This is a genomic window from Streptomyces sp. NPDC101132 (genome assembly GCF_044759225.1).
GTDB lineage: Bacteria > Actinomycetota > Actinomycetes > Streptomycetales > Streptomycetaceae > Streptomyces.
Genome location: NZ_JBIVYX010000009.1, coordinates 309,966 through 329,723 on the forward strand (window position 1 = coordinate 309,966; position 19,758 = coordinate 329,723).

Annotated in this window: 21 protein-coding genes; 8 read left to right on the top strand and 13 right to left on the bottom strand. The window is 75.4% G+C overall.

Annotated elements, in window-relative coordinates:
* Positions 1-31 precede the first annotated feature (31 nt).
* The 3 genes from ACIQUR_RS22560 to ACIQUR_RS22570 all read right to left on the bottom strand — a co-directional run bounded on the left by ACIQUR_RS22560 (position 32) and on the right by ACIQUR_RS22570 (position 2,827).
* On the bottom strand, positions 32-1,024 hold the full coding sequence (locus ACIQUR_RS22560) for an ABC transporter substrate-binding protein (RefSeq protein WP_403666942.1): 993 nt from the start codon (positions 1,022-1,024) through the stop codon (positions 32-34).
* A 319-nt stretch (positions 1,025-1,343) separates the two neighbouring features.
* The gene (locus tag ACIQUR_RS22565; RefSeq protein WP_403666945.1) at positions 1,344-2,069 is read right to left on the bottom strand and encodes an ABC transporter ATP-binding protein; all 726 of its coding nucleotides are present in this window, start codon (positions 2,067-2,069) and stop codon (positions 1,344-1,346) included.
* Positions 2,066-2,827, bottom strand: coding sequence for an ABC transporter permease (locus ACIQUR_RS22570; protein ID WP_403666948.1), 762 nt, complete (start codon positions 2,825-2,827; stop codon positions 2,066-2,068). The genes ACIQUR_RS22565 and ACIQUR_RS22570 overlap by 4 nt, the downstream gene beginning before the upstream one ends.
* 153 nt (positions 2,828-2,980) lie before the next feature.
* Here ACIQUR_RS22570 and ACIQUR_RS22575 point away from each other — a divergent pair, with 153 nt between their 5' ends.
* The 3 genes from ACIQUR_RS22575 to ACIQUR_RS22585 all read left to right on the top strand — a co-directional run bounded on the left by ACIQUR_RS22575 (position 2,981) and on the right by ACIQUR_RS22585 (position 6,000).
* On the top strand, positions 2,981-3,550 hold the full coding sequence (locus tag ACIQUR_RS22575; protein WP_403666950.1) for a helix-turn-helix domain-containing protein: 570 nt from the start codon (positions 2,981-2,983) through the stop codon (positions 3,548-3,550).
* Positions 3,551-3,715: 165 nt separating this feature from the next.
* Complete coding sequence (locus ACIQUR_RS22580) at positions 3,716-5,491, top strand: hypothetical protein (protein ID WP_403666953.1); 1,776 nt, start codon at positions 3,716-3,718, stop codon at positions 5,489-5,491.
* A gap of 89 nt (positions 5,492-5,580) precedes the next feature.
* Positions 5,581-6,000: a hypothetical protein gene (locus tag ACIQUR_RS22585; protein WP_403666956.1), complete on the top strand. Its 420-nt coding sequence runs from the start codon at positions 5,581-5,583 to the stop codon at positions 5,998-6,000.
* A 66-nt stretch (positions 6,001-6,066) separates the two neighbouring features.
* On the opposite strand, the gene ACIQUR_RS22590 is transcribed toward ACIQUR_RS22585, so the two are convergent.
* From ACIQUR_RS22590 to ACIQUR_RS22600, 3 genes are read right to left on the bottom strand one after another with little or no spacing between them, the layout of a single operon-like run.
* Positions 6,067-6,291 carry a hypothetical protein gene (locus tag ACIQUR_RS22590; RefSeq protein ID WP_403666959.1) on the bottom strand — a complete coding sequence of 75 codons (225 nt, stop codon included), beginning with the start codon at positions 6,289-6,291 and terminating at the stop codon, positions 6,067-6,069.
* Positions 6,292-6,328: 37 nt separating this feature from the next.
* Positions 6,329-6,802, bottom strand: a complete 474-nt coding sequence (locus tag ACIQUR_RS22595) for a hypothetical protein (RefSeq protein ID WP_403666962.1) — start codon at positions 6,800-6,802, stop codon at positions 6,329-6,331.
* Positions 6,803-6,818: 16 nt separating this feature from the next.
* A complete protein-coding gene (locus ACIQUR_RS22600; RefSeq protein ID WP_403666965.1) occupies positions 6,819-7,064 on the bottom strand; it encodes a hypothetical protein in 246 nt (81 codons plus the stop codon).
* A 218-nt stretch (positions 7,065-7,282) separates the two neighbouring features.
* Here ACIQUR_RS22600 and ACIQUR_RS22605 point away from each other — a divergent pair, with 218 nt between their 5' ends.
* A complete protein-coding gene (locus tag ACIQUR_RS22605) occupies positions 7,283-8,074 on the top strand; it encodes a hypothetical protein (protein ID WP_403666967.1) in 792 nt (263 codons plus the stop codon).
* Between the two features lie 85 nt (positions 8,075-8,159).
* Here the strand turns inward: ACIQUR_RS22605 and ACIQUR_RS22610 are convergent, their stop codons facing one another.
* From ACIQUR_RS22610 to ACIQUR_RS22620, 3 genes are all read right to left on the bottom strand, one after another.
* Positions 8,160-8,702, bottom strand: a complete 543-nt coding sequence (locus ACIQUR_RS22610; RefSeq protein WP_403666970.1) for a DapH/DapD/GlmU-related protein — start codon at positions 8,700-8,702, stop codon at positions 8,160-8,162.
* 224 nt (positions 8,703-8,926) lie between these two features.
* Positions 8,927-9,913 carry an NAD-dependent epimerase/dehydratase family protein gene (locus tag ACIQUR_RS22615; RefSeq protein WP_403666973.1) on the bottom strand — a complete coding sequence of 329 codons (987 nt, stop codon included), beginning with the start codon at positions 9,911-9,913 and terminating at the stop codon, positions 8,927-8,929.
* A gap of 4 nt (positions 9,914-9,917) precedes the next feature.
* Positions 9,918-10,865: a hypothetical protein gene (locus ACIQUR_RS22620; protein WP_403666976.1), complete on the bottom strand. Its 948-nt coding sequence runs from the start codon at positions 10,863-10,865 to the stop codon at positions 9,918-9,920.
* Between the two features lie 117 nt (positions 10,866-10,982).
* On the opposite strand from ACIQUR_RS22620, the gene ACIQUR_RS22625 reads away from it, so the two are divergent.
* The gene (locus ACIQUR_RS22625; RefSeq protein ID WP_403666979.1) at positions 10,983-11,702 is read left to right on the top strand and encodes a MerR family transcriptional regulator; all 720 of its coding nucleotides are present in this window, start codon (positions 10,983-10,985) and stop codon (positions 11,700-11,702) included.
* Between the two features lie 61 nt (positions 11,703-11,763).
* On the opposite strand, the gene ACIQUR_RS22630 is transcribed toward ACIQUR_RS22625, so the two are convergent.
* From ACIQUR_RS22630 to ACIQUR_RS22640, 3 genes are read right to left on the bottom strand one after another with little or no spacing between them, the layout of a single operon-like run.
* Positions 11,764-12,447: an HAD family hydrolase gene (locus ACIQUR_RS22630; RefSeq protein ID WP_403666982.1), complete on the bottom strand. Its 684-nt coding sequence runs from the start codon at positions 12,445-12,447 to the stop codon at positions 11,764-11,766.
* A gap of 46 nt (positions 12,448-12,493) precedes the next feature.
* Positions 12,494-12,973, bottom strand: a complete 480-nt coding sequence (locus ACIQUR_RS22635) for an Lrp/AsnC family transcriptional regulator (RefSeq protein ID WP_399948181.1) — start codon at positions 12,971-12,973, stop codon at positions 12,494-12,496.
* A 45-nt stretch (positions 12,974-13,018) separates the two neighbouring features.
* Positions 13,019-14,581 (bottom strand): beta-N-acetylhexosaminidase, encoded by a 1,563-nt coding sequence (locus tag ACIQUR_RS22640; protein WP_403667232.1) that lies wholly within the window; start codon positions 14,579-14,581, stop codon positions 13,019-13,021.
* Positions 14,582-14,844: 263 nt separating this feature from the next.
* Here ACIQUR_RS22640 and ACIQUR_RS22645 point away from each other — a divergent pair, with 263 nt between their 5' ends.
* Positions 14,845-15,225 carry a VOC family protein gene (locus ACIQUR_RS22645; RefSeq protein WP_403666985.1) on the top strand — a complete coding sequence of 127 codons (381 nt, stop codon included), beginning with the start codon at positions 14,845-14,847 and terminating at the stop codon, positions 15,223-15,225.
* A 22-nt stretch (positions 15,226-15,247) separates the two neighbouring features.
* On the opposite strand, the gene ACIQUR_RS22650 is transcribed toward ACIQUR_RS22645, so the two are convergent.
* Positions 15,248-16,477: a nitrate/nitrite transporter gene (locus ACIQUR_RS22650; protein ID WP_403666988.1), complete on the bottom strand. Its 1,230-nt coding sequence runs from the start codon at positions 16,475-16,477 to the stop codon at positions 15,248-15,250.
* 384 nt (positions 16,478-16,861) lie between these two features.
* On the opposite strand from ACIQUR_RS22650, the gene ACIQUR_RS22655 reads away from it, so the two are divergent.
* Together ACIQUR_RS22655 and ACIQUR_RS22660 are read left to right on the top strand one after the other, a co-directional pair.
* Positions 16,862-18,364: an FUSC family protein gene (locus tag ACIQUR_RS22655; protein ID WP_403667234.1), complete on the top strand. Its 1,503-nt coding sequence runs from the start codon at positions 16,862-16,864 to the stop codon at positions 18,362-18,364.
* Positions 18,365-18,572: 208 nt separating this feature from the next.
* On the top strand, positions 18,573-19,706 hold the full coding sequence (locus ACIQUR_RS22660; RefSeq protein ID WP_403666991.1) for a nitric oxide synthase oxygenase: 1,134 nt from the start codon (positions 18,573-18,575) through the stop codon (positions 19,704-19,706).
* Positions 19,707-19,758: the final 52 nt, after the last annotated feature.

Genomic DNA, 19,758 nt, shown 5'->3' on the forward strand with positions numbered 1-19,758 from the left:
AACGGATGGCGTGGGGAACGGGGTGGGTGGTTCAGGGGAGGGTGACGGCGGCCGGGTCGGCGGCCTTCAGCGGCGCGGGGTCCAGCAGCTTCCGCAGCGCTGCCTCGTCGGCGGAACCGGGCAGGCCCTGTGCGGACTTGGCCCAGACGCCCTCCTCGTGCAGCTGGCGCAGCAGGGCGGGGGAGAGCGCGGCGCGGTAGGCGTAGCGGGGCTGGAAGGCCGCGGCGTACGCCGGCTGCAGGGCCCCCTTCGCCTGGGCGAGTACGGCCTTCCGCGCGCCCACCGGGTCCGCGGCCAGCTCCCCCTGTGCCCGCAGCAGGGCGCGCAGCAGGGCGGTGGTCCGGGCGGCCTCCGCGCCGGGGCCGGACACCAGGAGGGTGCGGGCGGTGTAGCCGGTGAAGCGGAGCTCGGCGTGCCGGTCGCCGAGGGCGGTGCGCGTGGCGTCGTAGAAGCTCGGGAAGGTGACCCCGGCGTCGACGTCCCCGCGGGCCAGGGCGGCGGGCACCTGGTTCGGGGCGAGGTTCACGAGCGTGACGTCGGCGGCCGTGAGCCGTCCGGCGGTGAGCATCCGGGAGAGGGCGTACTCGACGTTGGTGCCGCGCGGTACGCCGATCCGCTTGCCGCGCAGCCGGTCGAAGCCGGTGACGCCCCGGTCGGTGCGGGTGAGCAGCCGCCAGTCGGTGAACGTGGACAGCTCGGCCACCACGCGGATGTCCCGGCCGCCGAGCGCGGCGGTGACGGCGGGCAGGTCGCCGACCACGCCGTAGGCGGCCTGGCCGCCCAGCACGGCGTTCAGCGCGTCCCGCCCGGTCGGGAGGGTCCGCACGTCGGCCCGCAGTCCCTCGGCGGCCCAGTGCCGGCGCTCCTGGGCGACGTACACGGGCGCGCCGCCGAGGTGGTCACTGGCCGCCACGGTCACGGCGGGACCCGCGGCCCCGCCGGAGCCCCCGTCGGAGCAGGCGGCGTTGAGGGGTGCGAGCAGGACGGCGGCCAGCAGCCCGACGAGGGCACGGCGTCTGAACACGGGGAGCTCCTTGGGGAGTAGGGGGATGCGGGGGAAGACGGAAGGGACGGGGCCGGACGGAGCCGGAGCCCCGGGCGGGCGGCCGGCCCGGGCGGCCGGCCGGGGCCGCCTGGGTGGGCGGCCGGGGGTCCGTCGGCTGGTGACGGGGTTGGCGGCCGGCCGGGCACGGATCGGCCGCGCCTGACCGGTCCGGCCGGCGCCGACCGGGCGAGTGGCGTGTGTCCTGCCGGCGGGCCGGGGGCCCGGCTCCGGGATCCGGGCCCGGGCGCGGTATCGGCGTGCGGGTGGACCCGGGAGGGGAGGCGCCCCGCGCGTGCGGTCAGGCGCCCAGGTGCGCCGCCACGCGGGCGCGGAGCCCGGGGTCCGGGCCGCCCGCCGGTACCGGGTGGTCGGCCAGGACACGGCCCGGGGAGCCGCCCAGCACCAGCACCCGCTGGGCCAAGGCGAGGGCCTCGTCGAGATCGTGCGTGACGAACAGCACCGTGGTGCCGGCCCGCCGCCACAGGCCGGTCAGCAGTTCCTGCATCCGGCCCCGGGTCAGCGGGTCCAGCGCACCGAACGGCTCGTCCATCAGCAGCACTTCGGGTTCGGCGGCCAGCGCCCGGGCCAGCGCGACCCGCTGCTGCATGCCGCCGGACAGCTCGCCCGGCCGCTTCTCCGCGCCCTCCGCCAGCCCGACCTCGGCCAGCGCGTCGAGGGCCCGGCGCCGCCGCTCGGAGCGGGGCAGCCCGAGGCGTTTGAGGGCGAACTCGACGTTCCCGCGGGCGCTCAGCCACGGGAACAGCGCGTACTGCTGGAAGACCACGCCCCGGTCCGGTCCCGGCCCGGTGACGGGTGCCCCGCCGACGGTGACGCCGCCCGCGGTGGGCCGTACGAACCCCGCCACCGCGTTCAGCAGGGTGGACTTCCCGCAGCCGCTGGGCCCGAGCAGGGCGGTGAACGACCCCTCGGCGAACTCGGCGTCCACTCCCGCCACCACCGGCGCCCCGCGCCCGCCCCGGCCGAAGCCGACGGACACGCCCTCCAGTCGTACCCCGAGGCTCACGACGCCTCCCAGCGGACGATCCGGCGGCCGGCCGCGGCGAGGACCAGGTCCACCGCCACGCCGACCAGCCCGAGGACCAGCAGGCCGGCGAACACCCGGTCCACCCGCAGGAACTGGCCGTCCACCTGGAGCCGGTACGCCAGCCCGCTCTCGGCCCCGCCCAGTTCGGCCGCCACCAGCGCGAGCAGCGCCACGGATGCCCCGTACCGCAGCGCGGCCAGCAGCGAGGGAGCCGCCGCGGGCAGCAGCACCTCGGCGAACCGGCGGTGCAGCGGCGCCCCGAGCGAGCGTGCCGCCCGCAGGTGGCTGACCGGCACGCGGGAGACGCCGTCGTGCACGTACAGCCAGACCGCCAGCAGCACGGCGTACGCGATGAGCAGCCGCTTCGCGTCCTCGCCGATCCCGAACCACGCGGTGGCCAGCGGCACGAGCGCGATCGCGGGGATCGGGCGGAGGAAGGACACCAGCGGGGTGACGAGGGCCGACAGGCGCGGCAGGTACCCGGTGGCGAACCCGAGCACGCTCCCCGCGACGGCACCGAGCGCGAACCCCTGCCCGGCCCGTGCCAGGCTCGCGGACAGGTCCTCGGCGAGGGTGCCGCCGCGGGCGGACTCGGCCAGGGCGCGGAACGTTTCGGCAGGGCCGGGCAGCAGCCCCGGCGCCACGGCCCCGGACCAGGCCAGGGCCGACCACGGGGCCAGGACGGCCGCCGCGGCCCCCAGCGGGGGCAGCAGGCGGCGGAGATCGGGGACGGACACGGGTGGCACTCCTCATCGGCGCTCTTCGGCGGCTATAAGCAGGATCAATAATTGACGAGACTTATGAAGGAAGTGTTGCGGCAGTGCGAAACCTGCCGGACCGGTGATCGCCGCCCGACAGCCCTTCCGGCCCCATGGGGTACGTTCACCTGCGTGTCCCGACCCGAACCCACGCCCGAAGCGCTGTCGGTGGGCCAGGTGATCCGCGACTGCCGCAAGCGGCGCGGTGTCGCCATGGCGGAGCTCGCCGCCCGGTCCGGCCTCTCGCAGCCCTTCCTCAGCCAGCTCGAACGCGGCCTCACCAGCCCGAGCCTCGGCTCGATCTACCGGATCGCCGAGGCCCTGGACGTGGCGCCCGGCACCTTCCTGCGCCCCCCGGCGCGTCCGGGCACGGTGAGCCACGAGTCCGACCCGCAGGTGATCCGGGTGGCGGAGGCCGCCGGGCAGGTGGCGCGCGTCCTGATCCCCGGCGGGCGCAGCGGGCTGATGGAGGCGTACGAGCACCACTTCGAGCCCGGACAGGGCGAGCGCGGCTGGTTCGAGCACCCGGGCGAGGACTTCCTGTACGTGCTGGAGGGCGCGGTCGTGCTGGAGGTCGAGGGGGAGGAGCCGCTGACCCTGCGGGCCGGTCAGAGCGCCCACCACCGGGGCGACGTGCCGCACCGCTGCCGGCTGGCCTCCGAGCACGCGGCCCGTACGCTTCTGGTCATCGCGGCCGGCTGACCGGTTCCCCCCTGGCGTGCGGTGCCGATCCCCGTGACAATGGCCCGCCACGGCCGAACGGGGGGAGCCATGGCACAGGAACAGCTGCCTACGGGCGCAACGGAACGTGTGACAAGGTCAGTTGAGCCGGACCCGGCTACAACTGAAGCGTCTGGCAACGGGGTTGTGGCACCGGTCGACGCGGCGGAGCCGCCGGCCGCAACGGCCCAGGAGGTGCCGCCCGGACCTCCGGACGTGCCGCCCGGACCGGCGGATCTGCCGCCCGGAGCACCGGACCTGCCGGCGCAGCAGGCGGCCGACGGACCTCCGGCCCTCGCCGCCGGAGCCCCGGATCCCGACCCGGCAGCCGGTCCGCCCGATCCCGAGGCATCCGACGTCACCCGCCTGCTCTGCCAGTCGGTGTACGCCCGCCCCAACCGCATCGGCGACCTCAAGCGCGCCTGGCGGAGGGCCCGCGGACGCGGCGCGCAGGAGCGCAGACCGCGGCGCAGCCACCGCCGGCGCATCCTCCTGGAGGGCAGCGACGACTGCCCGCCGCTGGGCGAGGCCGCGGCCCAGTGGGTCGTCGACCACGTCCTGAACGGGCCGGTCAGGGCCGTGCCCTCGTACGGCTTCGACCTGCCCTCCGTGGTCGCCCACAGCGTCCGGGCCCGGCGGCTGCGCCGCCTGCGGCGCGCGGCGGTCCTGGCGGCCCTGCTGTTCCTGGCCTGGCTGCGTCCCGAGGCGGCCCTCCTGTGGGGCGGCGCCGTCCTGCTCAGTCTCGGCTTCGCCCGGACCACGCGCGGGGTCGGCTTCTTCCCGCTCGCCGTGCTGGTGGTGCCCTGGATCCTGGCCGCCAACGACACGGCCGGCGCGCGGCCCGGCACCGTCGGCTGGATGATCTGGCTGCCCCTCGCGTACCTCGGGGCGATGACCGCCGTCTGCCTCGTCGACCGGCTGGTGGTGCTCCGCTCCCTGGCCGCCCTCCAGCACGGGCGCGGCACCCCGGTGCCCCGGCCCTGGGCCGGCGTCCTGGCCGCCCGGAAGATCGCCCGGCTCGCCGAGGCGGACGACGCCTGGCTGCCGTACGACGAGGCCACCCAGCGCTTCATCGGCGCCGGGCGCGAGACCTGGCACGCCGCGCACTTCGCGATCCCGCTGCGTCCCAAGGAGAAGGGCGCGCAGGTCACGCCCTTCACCGAGGAGGAGCTGCTGGACCACCTCGGGGAGTCGCTGCGCCAACTCGGCCGCGGCGAGGCGGAGATCACCGACCCGCTGCCCGGCTTCACCATGGACCGGGTGGTCGCGCTCCAGGCCCCGCTCTGGCTGCTGCACATCCGCAAGCCCGCGCGCGGGGTGCCCGACCCCCGCGGCCAGGGACGCCGTTCACCGACCAGCCACCCCGAGCGGATCTACCTCCGCGCGCAGACCGTGAGCTGGTCGGGGCAGGTGGTGGTGACGACCTTCGTGCACTGCGCGCTGGAGGCGGGCGACCTGCGGCTCACCCTCAGGCCCCACGTGATGACCCCGCTCTACAACGAGTTCCTGGTGCTGGCCAACCCGCTGCGGCTGCGCGGCCCGAGGCTGGCGGGCTGGCTCGCCGCCCAGGCCGTGCTGGACACGGCGGCCCGTACCGGAGCCCTGTGGCGGCGGGCGGCGGGCAAGGGGCCGCGCTCGCGGCGGCGGGAGGAGAAGGACCCGGTCAGCCTGCGCGACCGGTACTCGTTCGAGGAGATCCTCGACATGCACCAGAGCGACGACGCGACCCGGCACGTGGTCCTGATGGAGACCTGCGCGTTCCGCACGGTCGCCGAGTTCCTCAAGGAGCGCGGGGTCGACACGACGCTCTACGAGAAGCAGGTGGCCACCGTGATCAACGCCATCCAGGTGTTCGGGGACAACACCGCGCCGATCCAGGCCGTCGCCGCGGGCCAGGCCGCCGCCGGCGTCAGCCAGCAGTGAGGATGCCCGCCGGACCGAGGAGGAGGAGCCGTTGACCCGCCACCGTACGAGGAGGACGCCGTGACCGTACGCCCCGTGAGGAGGACGCCGTGACCGTACGCCCCGCGGGGGAGACCGCCGGCCCGCAGCCGCCGCCCGCGCCGCACGGCGCGGGAGTGAGCATCGGCGGGCACAACTCCGGGCCCGTGCAGAACGTGGTGGGCCGCGACGTCGCCCACGTCACCCAGTACGCCGGCCCCGTGCCCGGCACCGTCACGCTCGCGGAGGTGCGGGAGCGCCTCGCGGAGGTGCGGGCCGCCCTGGACGCGCAGGGTGCGGAGCTGCCCAACGCGGCGGCGCTGCGGGCCCTCGCCGACGAGGCCGGCGAGCAGCTCGGCGTACCCGATCCCGCGCCCGGTCCGCTGCGTTCCCTGGCCGCGGCCCTCTCGGCGCTGGCCGCGGGCACCGTCCTGCAGGCTGCCGCCGGGGCCTTCGCGGGGGCGATCACCGGTCTGCTGGGCGGCGGCTGACCACGGCGCGGGCGGCGGGACCCGGACCGGACGGGACCGGGGACCGCCGCCCGCCGCCACCGGCCGTCAGGCGTTCACTTCCTTTCCGATGGGGTCGGTGTTGAGCGTGCCGCCCGTCCGGGGGAGTTCCAGGGCGATGGCCTCCCGGAGGCTGCGGTGCAGCTCCTCCGCGGAGCTGATGCGGGTCGGCTTCGGCGCGGCCGCGGCGGTGGTGCTGCCGAGGGCGGTCAGCGCGAGACCGGCGGCGATGGCCGCCGCGGCGCCGCGCGCCGTGAGCCGGGTGTGCTTCATGGAGCCTCCTGGGGTCGGGGTGTAGGGGTCCTACCGGTCATACGGGTTGCTCCGCGGCCGCGATCCACTCCGCCAGCTGTTCCGGCGTCGTGCTCGGGTCCGCGACGAGGGTGGCCAGTTCGTCGTCCGTGTAGTTCTTCGTCGCCACGGCCGGGCAGCGGTGGCAGGCGTCCACGCCCTCCTGCCGCCACCACTGGCACTGCGTACGGAGGTGGCACCGCGGCACCGCACGCGTCTCCTCCCGCACCGGCAGCGTCAGCACCCGCTCGATCAGGGTGCAGTCGTCGCCGCGCCGGTTCACGCAGTGGGAGACGCAGTGCGAGGCGAACCGCAGGACGCGCCGCGGCTCGATGCCCTCGGGCACCGAGGGCAGCACCTCGGCCGCCGGCACGGGCTCGGCGAGGTAGGTCACCTGGCCGTCGTGTCCCGACCGCACGCCGAGGACGACGGACTCGGGCGCGTGCGCCGCGCCGCTCGGGCACCAGGTCGGTGCCGCTTCGTCGGTTGCCACGGTGCGCACCTCCATGTCAGCTGCCGGCGGTCGTGTCGGTGACGTTCTCCAGGCGGCCCGTGGTGCCGCCGATGGTGCCGGCCAGGGCCTGGGGCCGCTCCTGCTCGACCGCCTGCCGGAGGCTCTCGTGCAGCTGCTGCACGGACGTGATGCGCTCGGGGCGCGCGGCGGGTTCGGCGTTGGCCGCGCCGACCACCGTGAGGGCCAGACCGGCCGCAATGACGGCCGCGGCCCCTCCGGCCGCCAGTCGCTTCTGATTCATCGGTCCTCTTCCGGATGCGAGGGGTGCGGGGGAGGCCGCCCGGGCCCGCCCCGCCGTGACCCGAGCACCGTACGTCCGCCCCGCCGCCCGGACCGGCAGTCGGCTGCGGCAGTTCACCGGCGTACGGGCCGCCCGGCTCGCCCCAAGTCCACGGCCGTGGACACCAGTTGCCCTGGCCCACCCGCGGCGCCGCCACCGGCCGGTCGTACGCTCGTGCGATGAACCGCCTCGTCTTCGCCCTCTTCCTGGCCGCCGTCGCCGCGCTGCTGCACGCCCGGCTCGCGCTGCACCGCCGGCGGGAGCGGCGGCTGACGGAATGGTGGGCCGCGCGCGCCGTGGACCCGTACCACGCGGTCCACGGCCGGTGGTGGCCCCAGGACGACGTCCAGGCCGCCGCGGCGCGGCTGGTCCTGGACGGACTGGTGAGCGTCACCCGCCGGGGCAACATCGCCCCCACCCCCGCCGGTGCCGACCCCGACCGTGGCGCGGGGCACCCCCTGCCGGACGCGCTGCTCGCCGCCCTGCGCCGCCGCACCGCCCCCGCCCCGCTCGGCAACGTGCTCGCCAACGACCCCGACTTCGGCCCGGCCCGCGACGCGTTCCTGGCCGCCTGCCGGGCCCGCCTCCCGGACCCCGAGCCGGAGCACCGGTCCTGCTGCCTGGTCGTCCTCGGCGCCGCGGCGGTCGTCCTGCAGATGGTGCTGGGGATCGTCGTGCTGTTCGACCGGGTGCCGCGGGGAGCGGTGGAGTGGGTCGCGGCGGCCCTCACCGGGGTGGCCCTGGCGGCCCAGTTCGTCTGGCTCGTCCAGGACGACGGGCTCCGCAGGGAGAACGAGGGCCGCGACCGGCTCGCCGAGCGCCTGGCCGCCCAGGGCCCGCACCCGGCCCTCGTGGAACTGGAGGCCCGCCACCCGGAGACCGCCGCCGCCCTCGCCGCCGGCCGCTTCCGCTTCCGTCGCGGCCGCCACCACGGGCGCCCCCGCCGCAGGCGCGCGCTTCCGGCCGGCTAGCGTCCGCGCACCGGACCCGTGCCCCGCAGGGCACAGGGCGGGCCGCCCGGGCGGCGGCTCCGCCGTGCTCGGCGCCCGCCGGGCGTCACCAACTGCGCTGCACCGAGGCCTTGGTGCCGGTGACGAGGGTGGCCGGGGGGACGTCGTCGGCCACCACCGCGCCGGCGGCGACCACCGCGTCCCGGCCGATGCTGACGCCGGGCAGGATCGTGGCACCGGCGCCGATCCACACGTTCTCCGCGACGTCGATGGGCGCCCCGGTGAGGTACAGGCGCCGCTCCCCGGGATCGACCGGGTGGCCGCTGGTGATGAAGGTGACCTTCGGGCCGACCATCACGCGCTCGCCGAGCCGGATGCCCGCGTAGTCCAGGAACGTGCAGTTCTGGTTGATGAACACCCGCTCGGCCAGGTCGAGGTGGAGGCCGTGGTCCGTGTAGAAGGGCGGGTGGATCGTCACCCTCGGCGGCAGCGGCCTGCCGAGGATCCGCTCGAACAGCTCCGCCTTCCCCGCCTCGTCCTCGAAGGGCAGCACGTTCAGGCGCGAGGTGAGCGCGGTGACCTCCAGCACGCGGTCGGCCATGGCCTGGAACTCGGGGCTGTGGATGCGCATGAGGCGGTCGCTGGACATGCCGCGATCCTCCCCGCCGGCCCGCCCCGCGGCAAGCGCGACCCGGCCGCCCTCCGCCCCTCGTGCGGCCCGGCGTCTCGTGCGCGGCCACGCGGCGTGTGCCGGCACGCTGGTGCGGCCCGACGCCTCGTGCGGTTACGCGGTCGCCCGCCGGCGGCTGGTGCGGGCGCCGCGAGGGGCCACGCCCTCGTCGGGCAACGCCCGGTGCGGCCGGGCACCGCGGGCTACCCCAGTTCCGCCAGGAGTTCGCGTTCGCGGGCCGGGGAGAGGCCCGCGCGGCGCGGGCGCGCGAGGCCCTCGGCGCGTTCCCACGCCAGGGTGTCCGCCAGCAGTTCGGACCGGGAGCGGTGCACCAGCCCGGCGGCCCGGGCCGCCGCGCCGGTGCGGGCCGCCCAGCCCTCCCAGCCCGGCTCGGCCGCCCACATGGCGAGGGACTCCTCGCCCATGAACCACCCCACGCCCCGCTCCACCAGCCAGTCCCGGTCCGCCGGGACCAGCGGGCCCGTGTGCCCGCCCACCTCCCGGCTCAGCGCCAGCCACTCCTCGAAGGACAGCACCGGCCCCACCGCGTCGAAGGTCCCGGTGCGCCCGGCCGCCGCCGAGGCCAGCAGCCAGGCCGCCAGGTCCCGTACGTCGACCACCTGCGTCGGCACGTCCCGCACGGCCGGCACCAGCAGCGGCCCCCCGGGGTCCCGCGCCGCCCGCCCCACCCAGTAGCCGGAGCGGCCGCTGTGGTCGCCGGGGCCGCCGATCAGTCCGGCCCGGGCGACCAGCAGCCGGTCCCCGGCCGCGGCCGCGCTCAGCTCCTCGCAGGCCACCTTGGCCTCGCCGTACTCCTCCCGGTCCGCCTCCGCCCGCCCGGTGGCCGGCAGCAGCGGGGTGGACTCGTCGGCGCCGACCAGCCCGTGGTCGGCGTACGCGCTCACCGAGGAGACGTACGTCCAGTGTCGGGCCCGGTCCGCGAGCGCGTCCAGCGCCTCCCGGACGAACCCCGGCTGCCAGGACACCTCGAAGACCGCGTCGAACTCCCGGCCCGCGAGCGCCGCGTAGGCCCCCGGGGCGCTCCGGTCCGCGGTGACCAGCTCGGCGCCCTCCGCCACCGGACCGCTCTCCCCGCGCGCCAGGCAGGCCACCCGGTGCCCACCGGCCACCGCCTGCCGCGCCAACTCCCGCCCCAGCCAGGCGGTACCGCCCAGAATCAGGATCTCCATGGCGTCAGCCCACCACCTCCGGCGCCGACACGCGAGACGGCTTCGCCGACCGCGTAAGCGCGACGAGGCTCCCGGCCGCCACACCCGCGGCCAGCACCCCGGCCGCGGCCAGTGTGAGCCCGTCCGGCCGGGTCAGCGCCTGCCCGCGCAGCGCCTGCCAGGCGACCAGCACGAACAGCCCGGTCCAGCCGGCGGCACCGACCCACACCAGCCGCAGCCGGACCGCGGCGTCGCGCAGCCGCGGGACGCGCGTGGCGGCGTACAGCAGGACCAGGGCCAGCAGCGGCAGGACCTGGAGGGCGTGCATGCCGACGAAGTGGGCCACCCGCAGGTCGCCGCCGGTGGCGGCCCAGCCGGTGACGGGCAGGTGCGGGCCGCCGTCGGGCACGCCCACGCTGTGCGCCCCGATCGCCGGGCTGTCCTCCACGGCCAGTTGCTCGGGCGTCGGCCGCACCATCAGGAAGCCGGCCGCGAGACCCGCCAGCCCGACGACCGACCCGAGCCGGATCGCCCACGCGGTGGCCCGGTCTGCGAGCGGCTGGCGGAAGAGCAGGACCGCGAGCAGCAGCGCGGCCAGCCACAGCACCACGATCGTGTTGCCCATGATCTGGAACAGCATCGAGTCGAGGGCGGTCTCCTGGTTGAAGTGGCTGCGCTTGCCGCGCACCACCTGCCCCACGATCACGGCCATCTCGACGACCCCGGCGGCCGCGATGACCGTGCCCGCCCACCAGCTGGTCCGGCGGCCGCGGGTGAGCAGCGAGTGCATCCAGGCGAGGGTCGGCGCGTAGAGCACGAACGAGATCGAGAACTTCAGCGGCTTGTGCCAGATCGGGGCGCCCACGAGCACCCGGTCGTCCACCACGAGTCCGACGGCGCAGACCGCGGCGAGCACGCCCATCGCGGCGGTGAAGAAGAGCAGCGGACGGTGCCATCCGGTCAGACGAGGCATGGCGGTTCCCCCATTTCCCCCGGTGAAATTATGGATAGTGGCACTGGCCACTATCTGATAGCGCCACTATCTATGATGGGGTCGGTCAGGGCAAGCGATTTCGAGGGAGACGGCGCGTTGCGCATCGGTGAACTCAGCCGGACCACGGGCATCCCGGTACCGACGATCAAGTTCTACGTACGGGAGGGACTGCTGCCCCCGGGTGAGCTGACCAGCCCGAACCAGGCCCGGTACGGCGAGGCGCACGTGCGCCGGCTGCGCCTGATCCGGGCGCTGATCGAGGCCGGGGGACTGTCGGTGGCTGCGGTCCGGCAGGTGGTCGACGCCGTGGCCGACAGCGGCCGCCCGGTGCACGACATGCTCGGCGACGCGGCCCGCACCGTAGCCCCCGTGATCGCGGAGGGGTCGGGCCGTGAGCACCTGGACGAGGCCCGGGCGGCGGTACGCGACCTCATCGCCCGGCGTGGCTGGCAGGTGCCGCCGGACCACCGCTGGACCGAGGCGCTCACGGCGACCGTCGCCTCGTTCATGGCCGTGGGGCACGAGGACTACCTGGACTGGCTCGACGACCTGGCGGCCGCGGCCGAGGGGGTCGCGGCGGCCGACCTCGCCTACGTCGCGCGGCGCGTGGAGCGCGAGGACCTCGTGGAGCGGGTGGTGGTCGGCACCGTGCTCGGCGACTCGCTGCTGGCCTCCCTGCGCCGCCTCGCCCAGGTCGACGCCTCGGCCCGCAGGTACGGCACGGAGGCGGTGGGCGCGGAGGCGGCGGCACCTGGCGCGGCGGCGCCTGGACCGGCGGCACCGGAGCCGGCGGCACCGGAGCGGGCGGAACCGTGAGCCCCGGCGGGCGGCGGCGCGGCGCGGCCGGACGTGCCCCGCGCCGCGCCCCGGGCCGGGGTCACCCCCGCTCCGCCGCCCGCTCCCGCAGCCACGCGTACGCCGCCTCGGCCGTGAACTCCGCCTGGCCGCCCGGGAACAGCAGCCCCGCCGTGGCGAACGCCGGGTCGCCGGCCGTCCCGGCCACGTACGGGACCGCCACGCACGCCATGCCGGCCGCGTGGGCCGCCCGCGCGCCCGGCGCCGCGTCCTCCATCACCACGCAGTCGCCCGGGGCCGCGCCCAGCCGCCGGGCCGCCTCCAGGAACACGTCCGGCTCCGGCTTGCCCCGCCCGACCTCCTCGGCGGAGACCACCACGGGGAGCAGCGGTGCCAGCCCCGTCCCGGCCAGCACGGCGTCGATGGCCTCCCGCGACGAGCCGGAGGCCACCGCCATCGGCACGCCCTCCGCGTGCAGCCGCTCGACGAACTTCCGCATCTCCGGGTACGCCTCGGTGGCCGTCCGCGCCAGCTCCAGGTAGGCGGCGTTCTGCTCGGCCAGCAGCCGGTCCACCGGCACCGGGAGCCCGTACCGTTCCCGGAGGATCTCCAGGGTCTCCCGGGTCCCGATCCCGATGAAGGCCGCGTGCTCCTCCCAGCCGAAGCCCTCGACCCCGTGCCGTGCCAGCGTCCGCCGCCCCGACTCGTAGTAGTTCGGCTCGCTGTCCACGAGGGTGCCGTCGAGATCGAATATGACGGAAATCATCCGCTGTGCCCGTTCTGCCGGTTCTATTCCTGTCCCCTTAAGGATGTCAGGGTTTGCGGGCCGCCCTGCCCACGGACTCCACCAGCGGCAGCAGCCGGTGCGGCACCCGCTCCCGCAACGCCACCTCCGTCCGGGTCCGCACCACCCCGGGAAGCCTGATCAGGCGCTGGATCACGTCCTCCAGGTGGGCGTTGTCCCGGGCCGCCACCCGGGTCAGCAGGTCCCCGCCACCGGTGATCGAATGCGCCTCGATGATCTCGGGTACGGCGGCCAGGGCGTCGCCCACCTCGTCCAGGTGCCCCTGCGTGACCTCGATGTGGACGAAGGCCAGCACCGGGTGCCCGAGCGCCGCGGGGGAGAGGACCGGGCCGGTGCCGGTGACGACCCCGGTGCGCTCCAGGCGGTCGAGCCGTGCCTGGAGGGTGCCCCGGGCGATCCCCAGGATCCGCGCGTACTCGCGCACGCTGGTCCGCGGCTGCTCGATGAGCAGCCGCAGGATCCGGGTGTCCAGCTCGTCGACCGCCATGGTCCGCCCGGCCTCTCTGCAGAAGATCGAAAACGCCTCGGCACCCTACCCCGCGGGCCAGGGCACCACCGGCGACCGGTAGTAGTCGATCCCCATCGCGTCCCACCGGGGGCCCTGGGCCGCCAGCCGCGTCCGGTAGGTGCTCCAGTCGTGCGTGGACGCCGGGGACCAGCCGATCTCCGCGATGCCCGGCAGCCTCGGGAAGGCCAGGTACTCGATCTCGTCGCTGGTGTCGATCGTCTCCGACCACAGCGGGGCCTCCACGCCGAGCACGGCCGAAGCGGGCAGCTGCCCCACCAGCGTGGCCGGGTCCCAGGCGTACGACTTGTCGACCTCGACGTACCCGGCCCATTCGGTGCCGAACGGTGCGCCGGCCTTGTACTTCATGTCGAGGTACGCGTGGTTCGCCGGCGACATCACCACCCGCGTCCCGGCCCGCGCCGCCGCCACCAGCTTCGCTTCCGTGCCGCCCATGCCCCAGTACTGGGCCACCGCGCCCGCCACCGGCCGCGCCTCGGTGATCTGGTGCCAGGCCATCACCGTCTTGCCGCGCTTCGTCACCAGCGGCTGCGCCCTGCCCATGAAGGCGGCGTAGTCCGCCGCCGTGGTCGACTGCGCCTCGTCCCCGCCGATGTGCAGGTACCGGCCCGGCGTCAGCGCGGCCAGCTCCCGCAGCACGTCGTCCAGGAAGCTGTACGTGACCGCCTTCGGCACGCACAGCGAGCTGAAGCCGACCTGGGTGCCGGTGTAGATCGGCGGGGCGACGCCGTTGCAGTTCAGCTGGGCGTACGAGGCCAGCGCCGCGGTCGTGTGCCCGGGGGTGTCGATCTCCGGCACGACCTCCATGTGGCGGGAGGCCGCGTACGCGACGATCTCCCGGTAGTCGGCCTTGCTGAAGTGGCCGCCGGGCCCGCCGCCCACCTCGGTCGAGCCGCCGTAGGTCGCCAGCCGCGGCCAGGAGTCCACCACGATGCGCCAGCCCTGGTCGTCGCTCAGGTGCAGGTGCAGGGTGTTGATCTTGTAGAGGGCGAGCTGGTCCACGTACCGCTTGACCTGGTCCACGGTGAAGAAGTGCCGGGCCACGTCCAGCATCGCGCCGCGGTACGGGTAGCGCGGGAAGTCCCGGACCGTGCCGCCGGCGACCTGCCAGGGGCCGGACTGCCGGGTGCGCTCCTCGACGGACGGCGGCAGCAGCTGCCGCAGGGTCTGCGCCCCGTGGAAGAGGCCGGCGGGCGCGTTCGCCGTCACGGCGACCGTGCCGGGACCGCTGACCAGCCGGTACCCCTCGGTGCCCAGCCCTTCGTCGGCCGCGCCCAGCCGGAGCTGGATGCCGTCCGTCCCGGCGCCGGCGACCACCGGCAGCGCGAGGCCGGTCGACGGCCGCAGCAGGGCCGCCAGCCACTCGCCGACCCGCTGGGCCGCCGGCGAGCCCGCGTCCACCCGGATGACCGTCGCGTCGCCGAGCGTGTACGGGCTGCCGCCGGGCACCACCGAGACCGGCACCGGCACCACCCGCCCCAGCGGCACGGGCGCGGCCGGTGCGGCGGGTGCGGGTGCGGCGGCGGCCGACGCCGTGCCGGCCCCGAGGACGAGGAGCAGGGCGGCCATCAGGCGGGTGAGGAGGACGGTCCTGTGCTGTCTCACTGGCGTTCCCTCCGAAGGGGTGCACGTCCGTGGTCCGGGCGGCGGCCGCGGAACCGGCCGCGGCCGACAGCTCCAGGCGCCATTCTCCGTCAGAACCCACCGGGACACCCACCCGACCGCACGGCCCCCGCCCTCCCTTTGTGCCCCCCTCGCCCCGGGGAGACGATGGAGACGACGGGCCGGGGGCGTGCGCGGACGTGGCCGCGAGGAACGGAGGCAGCACCGTCATGCTGGGAGAGAGCAAGGCGTTCAGCGGGTTCTCGGTCGACAGCGTCGAGGCGGCCCGCAGGTTCTACGGCGAGACGCTCGGACTGAAGGTCACCGACGACGAGATGGGCACGCTCGCCCTCCACCTCGGCAGCGGCGCACGGGTCTTCCTCTATCCCAAGGAGAACCACACGCCGGCGAGCTTCACCGTCCTCAACTTCCCGGTGGAGGACATCGAGCGGGCCGTCGACGAGCTGGTCGCGCGCGGCATCGTCATCCAGCGGTACGAGGGCTTCGACCAGGACGAGAAGGGCATCGCCCGGGACGAGGAGAGCGGGCACGCCATCGCGTGGTTCGAGGACCCCGCGGGCAACGTGCTGTCCGTGCTCACCGGCCCCTGACCCCGCCCCGACGCCGGTCGCCTCAGACCGGGGACCGCACCGCCCGTACCGGCTCCTCCGCGTCCGCCGGGCGGACGGTGCGCATCCGGACGTACGCGTAGACGGCGCCGGCGAGCGCCAGGTCGGACAGCAGCATGAAGCCGATCGAGTACGAGTCCTTCGCGCTGTGGATCGCGCCCATCACCAGCGGCGGCACGAAGCCGCCGAGGCCGCCCGTGGCGCCCACGATGCCCGTCACGCTGCCCACCTGCGGCTGCGGGGTCACCTGGGAGACGAGCGCGAAGACGCTGCCGCTGGCGGTGCCCAGGCCGGCCGCCATGCAGAGCAGCGCGATCGTGCCGCCCGGGTCCAGCGGCGGGTCGAAGGCCTGGACGATCGCGAGCAGCGCCACCAGGCCCAGCGCCCCCGCGGTGACCCGGGCAGGGTGGATCCGGTCCGACAGCCAGCCGCCGACCGGCCGGAACACCACGGTGACCAGGGCGAAGCCTGCGGCCTTGGTGCCGGCGTCGGTGGCCGACAGCCCGTACCAGGTCTTCAGGTAGGTCGGCAGGTACACGCCGAAGGCGACGATGCCGCCGAAGCCGATCGCGTACAGCGCGGCCAGCTCCCACGTGACCCGCAGCCGCCCCGCCGCGCCCAGCCGCTCCGCGAGGGAGGCGGTCGGCACGGGCCGGTCCGGACGGTCGCGCAGCAGCAGCGCCGCGAGGACGGCGTACCCGGCGAGCGCGACGGCCACCACGGTGAACGGCAGGGCGTAGCCGTGCTTCGCCAGCCGCGGGGTGAGGTATCCCGACAGGGCCACCCCGCCCATGCCCATGCCGAACACGCCGAGCGCGAAGCCGCGCCGGGCGGGCGGGAACCAGGAGTTCACCAGCGGGATCCCGATGGCGAACGTCGTGCCGCCCAGCCCCAGGAAGAACCCCACCACGAGCATCAGGGGATAGCTGTCCCGCACGACGACCAGCAGCAGCACCGGCACGATGGTCAGCGCGGAGACCAGCGGGAACATCAGCCGGGCCCCGTAGCGGTCGGTCAGCGCGCCGACCGGGATCCGCCCGAGCGACCCGACCAGCACCGGCACCGCCACGAGCAGCGACTGCTCGAAGGAGCTCAGCCCGAGCCGGTCCTGGTAGTCCCCGGCCAGCGGGGCGATCAGGTCCCACGCCCAGAAGGTCAGGGTGAAGCCGACCGTGGCCAGGACCAGGTTGCGGTACGCCGCGCCGGACGGCGGCGCTGTCGAGGTGGCCTCCATCCCGCCAGTCAAGGCGTCCCGGGCCCGCCGGTCGCGCGGAACTGAGCCGATCGGGCTACGGGGTCCGTGGCCCCTGCACGATGTTCCCGGTCACCCTCCCGGCACCACTGCCGCCCGCACCTGGGCCGTTGGCAGCCCGCTGGCCCAGCTCGGACGCGTACGACTGGGCCAATGGCCCAATCGTCGGGCAGCCAGTTGAGCCAGACACCTTTGAGGTGTTTATCTGTGCAGCATCCATGTACTTACGGCGCCGCAGCGCCGGACCGGCAACGAGGCCGGACCGGACCGCGGTGCCTTCGTCGTGTCCGCGGTCCCCACCACCCCCGGGAGGCCCAGGCGCGGCGTCGAGCACGACAAGGGGGGCGGCCCACCGCCGTGAAGAGGATGTTCGTGGCTCCTGACCCGGGGCACCTCAGGCTGAGGAACTCGTCCCGCGCCGTCGTCGGCGTGGGCCTCGCCGTCGCCGTCGCCGAACTGGCCGGCCTCTCGCTCACCGCCTCCATCACCGGCGGCCTGGCGGCCCTGCTCGCCCTCTTCACCGTCACCGACGCCACCGTGCGCGCCCAGGCCTGGACCACCGCGCTCCTGCCGGCCGCCGGCTTCCCCGTCCTGGCCCTGGCGACCACCCTCCACGGGGTCCCGACGGCCCGCGACGCGGCCTTCGTGGCCGTCGTCTTCTGCGGGGTCTACGCCCGCCGCTGGGGGCCGCGCGGGCACGCGCTCGGGATCTTCGCGTTCATGAACTTCTTCATCACGCAGTTCCTGCACGCGGTCCCCGGCCAACTGCCCGAGCTGTACGCCGCGGTGGGCCTGGCCCTGGCCGCCGCAGCCCTGGTCCGCTTCGTGCTCTGGCCCATCGAGCGCCGCACCCCGCCCGCCGCCGTGCCGCCGCCGCTGCCCGGCCGGGGCCTGGCGCGCACCACCACCCGGCAGGCCTTCCAGGCCACCGCCGCCTGCGCCGTCGCCCTCTCCATCGGCCAGGGCCTCTCCGAGGACCGCTGGTACTGGGCCGTGGGCACCGCCTGGTGGATCTTCGTCAACACGGCCTCGCGGGGCGAGACCCTGGTCCGCGGCTTCCGCCGGGTGCTGGGCACCGTGATCGGGATCGCCGTCGGCATGCTCGTCGCGATCCCCCTGCACGGCGCCGCCGCACCCACCGTCGTCCTGGTCGCCCTCTGCGTCTTCGGGATCTTCTACACCGCGCCGGTCTCCTACAGCTGGATGATGCTCGCCGTCACGGTGATGGCCGGACTGCTGTACGGCCTGCTCGGCGTCCTCGACCCGGCCCTGCTCGTGCTCCGGCTCGCCGAGACCGCCGTGGGCGCGGTGTGCGCCGCCCTCGCGGTGGTCCTCGTGCTGCCGGTCACCACCCACGCCACCAACGACGCCTGGATCCAGCGCGCGCTGCGCTCCGTCCACGCGGCCACCGCCGAGGCCGCCGCCCGCCTGGCCGGCTCGCCCACCGCCGACCCCGCCCCGCACGCCGCCGAACTGGAGCTGCTGCTCGGCCGGGTGCGGATGTCCCTGGCGCCGCTGGTCCACCCGCTCAGCCCGTACCGCGCCCGCAAGGCCCGGGCGCGCGCCGTGATCGCGCTGCTCGACGAGTGCGCCCGGGAGGTGCGCGGGCTCGCGGCCGTGGCCGCCGACCCGGACGCCGGGCACGACGCCCGGCTGGCCGCCGCCTGCTGGCGCGTCGAGGCCGCGGTCGAGGCGCTCACCGTGCCCGGGACCGGTTCCGGCGCGGCCGGCGGCACCGTACGCGAGCACCGCCCGGCGGCGCCCGCGGCCGAGCCGGCGCTGGCCCATCTGCACGGCCTGGAACGGCTGCTGGCCGAACTCGACGCCCCGCTGCGCACCGCGCCCCGCGCGTCGCTCGTACGTTCCTGACGCTCCATTACCACGCCCGCCCCATCCGGCGGGCGTGTTCTGGCATTCCTCTGCGGGTGATCCCTCGAACGGGTGGAGGATATTCACCGATCCGGGCGCGCCCTCTGTCACTCTCTGACCTGCGGCATGTACAACGGGTACTTGTTCACAGCACATTCATCCGGCATGTACAGGGTGGATCTGGCCGGTAAGGGGGTAACCGCCCGGAATGGAAATACTGCAGCTGCGCTCGACGGCCGCTCATGTGTGGACGGCGGCCAAGGAGTTCATCCGGCTCCACCACCGGGAGAACCCGGAGGCCGGCGATCCGTACGACCGGCTCGCCGTCGTGTGGAAGGAGATCGAGGAGACCGGCACCTACCGCCACACCCCGCAGGAGCTGGTCCACGGTGCCCGCGTCGCCTGGCGCAACAGCAACCGCTGCATAGGCCGGCTCTACTGGAACTCGCTGCGGGTGCGCGACCACCGCGACCTCACCGGCGCCGACGACATCGCGGCCCAGTGCGCCGAGCACCTGAGGGAGGCCACCAACGACGGCCGGGTGCGGCCCACGATCACCGTCTTCGCGCCGGACACCCCGGACCGGCCGGGTCCGGTCATCTGGAACGAACAGCTCATCCGCTACGCGGGCTACGGCCCCGAGCACGGCATGCAGGGCGACCCGCGCAACCGCGGCTTCACCGAAGGGGTCAGGCGGCTCGGCTGGCCCGGAGGCCCCGGCACCCCGTTCGACGTCCTGCCCCTGGTGGTCCAGGGCTGCGACGACAAGCCCCGGTGGTTCGAACTCCCCCCGGACGCCGTCCTCGAAGTGCCCATCGAACACCCCGAGGGCGACCACTGGCGGGACCTGGGCCTGCGCTGGCACGCGGTCCCCGCGATCTCCAACATGTGCCTGGAGATCGGCGGCGTGCGCTACTCCGCCGCCCCCTTCAACGGCTGGTACATGGGCACCGAGATCGGCGCCCGCAACCTCGGCGACACCGACCGCTACAACCTGCTCCCGACCGTCGCCCGCAGACTCGGGCTGGACACCTCCAGCGACCGCACCCTGTGGAAGGACCGCTCCCTGGTCGAGCTGAACCGGGCCGTGCTGCACTCCTTCGACCGCGACGGGGTGACCATCACCGACCACCACACCGAGTCCCGCCGCTTCCTGACCCACCTCGACCGCGAGGAGCAGAAGGGCCGCACCGTGGGCGCGGACTGGTCCTGGATCGTCCCGCCGATCTCGGGCTCCGCCACCCCCGTCTTCCACCGCACGTACGACACCACCGAGAGCAGCCCGGCCTACGTGCAGAGCCCGGAGGCCCAAGCCCGGGCCCAGGGCACCGACTTGGTCTAGACCTTCTGCTACGGTCGGCCGGGACGGGACCCACGGCGACCGGAAGGGCACC

Bases quoted from the DNA above. Each gene is read 5' to 3' on its own strand.
- ACIQUR_RS22590 (WP_403666959.1), bottom strand. From the start codon at position 6,291: ATGAAGCACACCCGGCTCACGGCGCGCGGCGCCGCGGCGGCCATCGCC.
- ACIQUR_RS22600 (WP_403666965.1), bottom strand. From the start codon at position 7,064: ATGAATCAGAAGCGACTGGCGGCCGGAGGGGCCGCGGCCGTCATTGCG.
- ACIQUR_RS22605 (WP_403666967.1), top strand. From the start codon at position 7,283: ATGAACCGCCTCGTCTTCGCCCTCTTCCTGGCCGCCGTCGCCGCGCTG.
- ACIQUR_RS22610 (WP_403666970.1), bottom strand. From the start codon at position 8,702: ATGTCCAGCGACCGCCTCATGCGCATCCACAGCCCCGAGTTCCAGGCC.
- ACIQUR_RS22615 (WP_403666973.1), bottom strand. From the start codon at position 9,913: ATGGAGATCCTGATTCTGGGCGGTACCGCCTGGCTGGGGCGGGAGTTG.
- ACIQUR_RS22620 (WP_403666976.1), bottom strand. From the start codon at position 10,865: ATGCCTCGTCTGACCGGATGGCACCGTCCGCTGCTCTTCTTCACCGCC.
- ACIQUR_RS22630 (WP_403666982.1), bottom strand. From the start codon at position 12,447: ATGATTTCCGTCATATTCGATCTCGACGGCACCCTCGTGGACAGCGAG.
- ACIQUR_RS22635 (WP_399948181.1), bottom strand. From the start codon at position 12,973: ATGGCGGTCGACGAGCTGGACACCCGGATCCTGCGGCTGCTCATCGAG.
- ACIQUR_RS22640 (WP_403667232.1), bottom strand. From the start codon at position 14,581: ATGGCCGCCCTGCTCCTCGTCCTCGGGGCCGGCACGGCGTCGGCCGCC.
- ACIQUR_RS22645 (WP_403666985.1), top strand. From the start codon at position 14,845: ATGCTGGGAGAGAGCAAGGCGTTCAGCGGGTTCTCGGTCGACAGCGTC.
- ACIQUR_RS22650 (WP_403666988.1), bottom strand. From the start codon at position 16,477: ATGGAGGCCACCTCGACAGCGCCGCCGTCCGGCGCGGCGTACCGCAAC.
- ACIQUR_RS22655 (WP_403667234.1), top strand. From the start codon at position 16,862: ATGTTCGTGGCTCCTGACCCGGGGCACCTCAGGCTGAGGAACTCGTCC.
- ACIQUR_RS22660 (WP_403666991.1), top strand. From the start codon at position 18,573: ATGGAAATACTGCAGCTGCGCTCGACGGCCGCTCATGTGTGGACGGCG.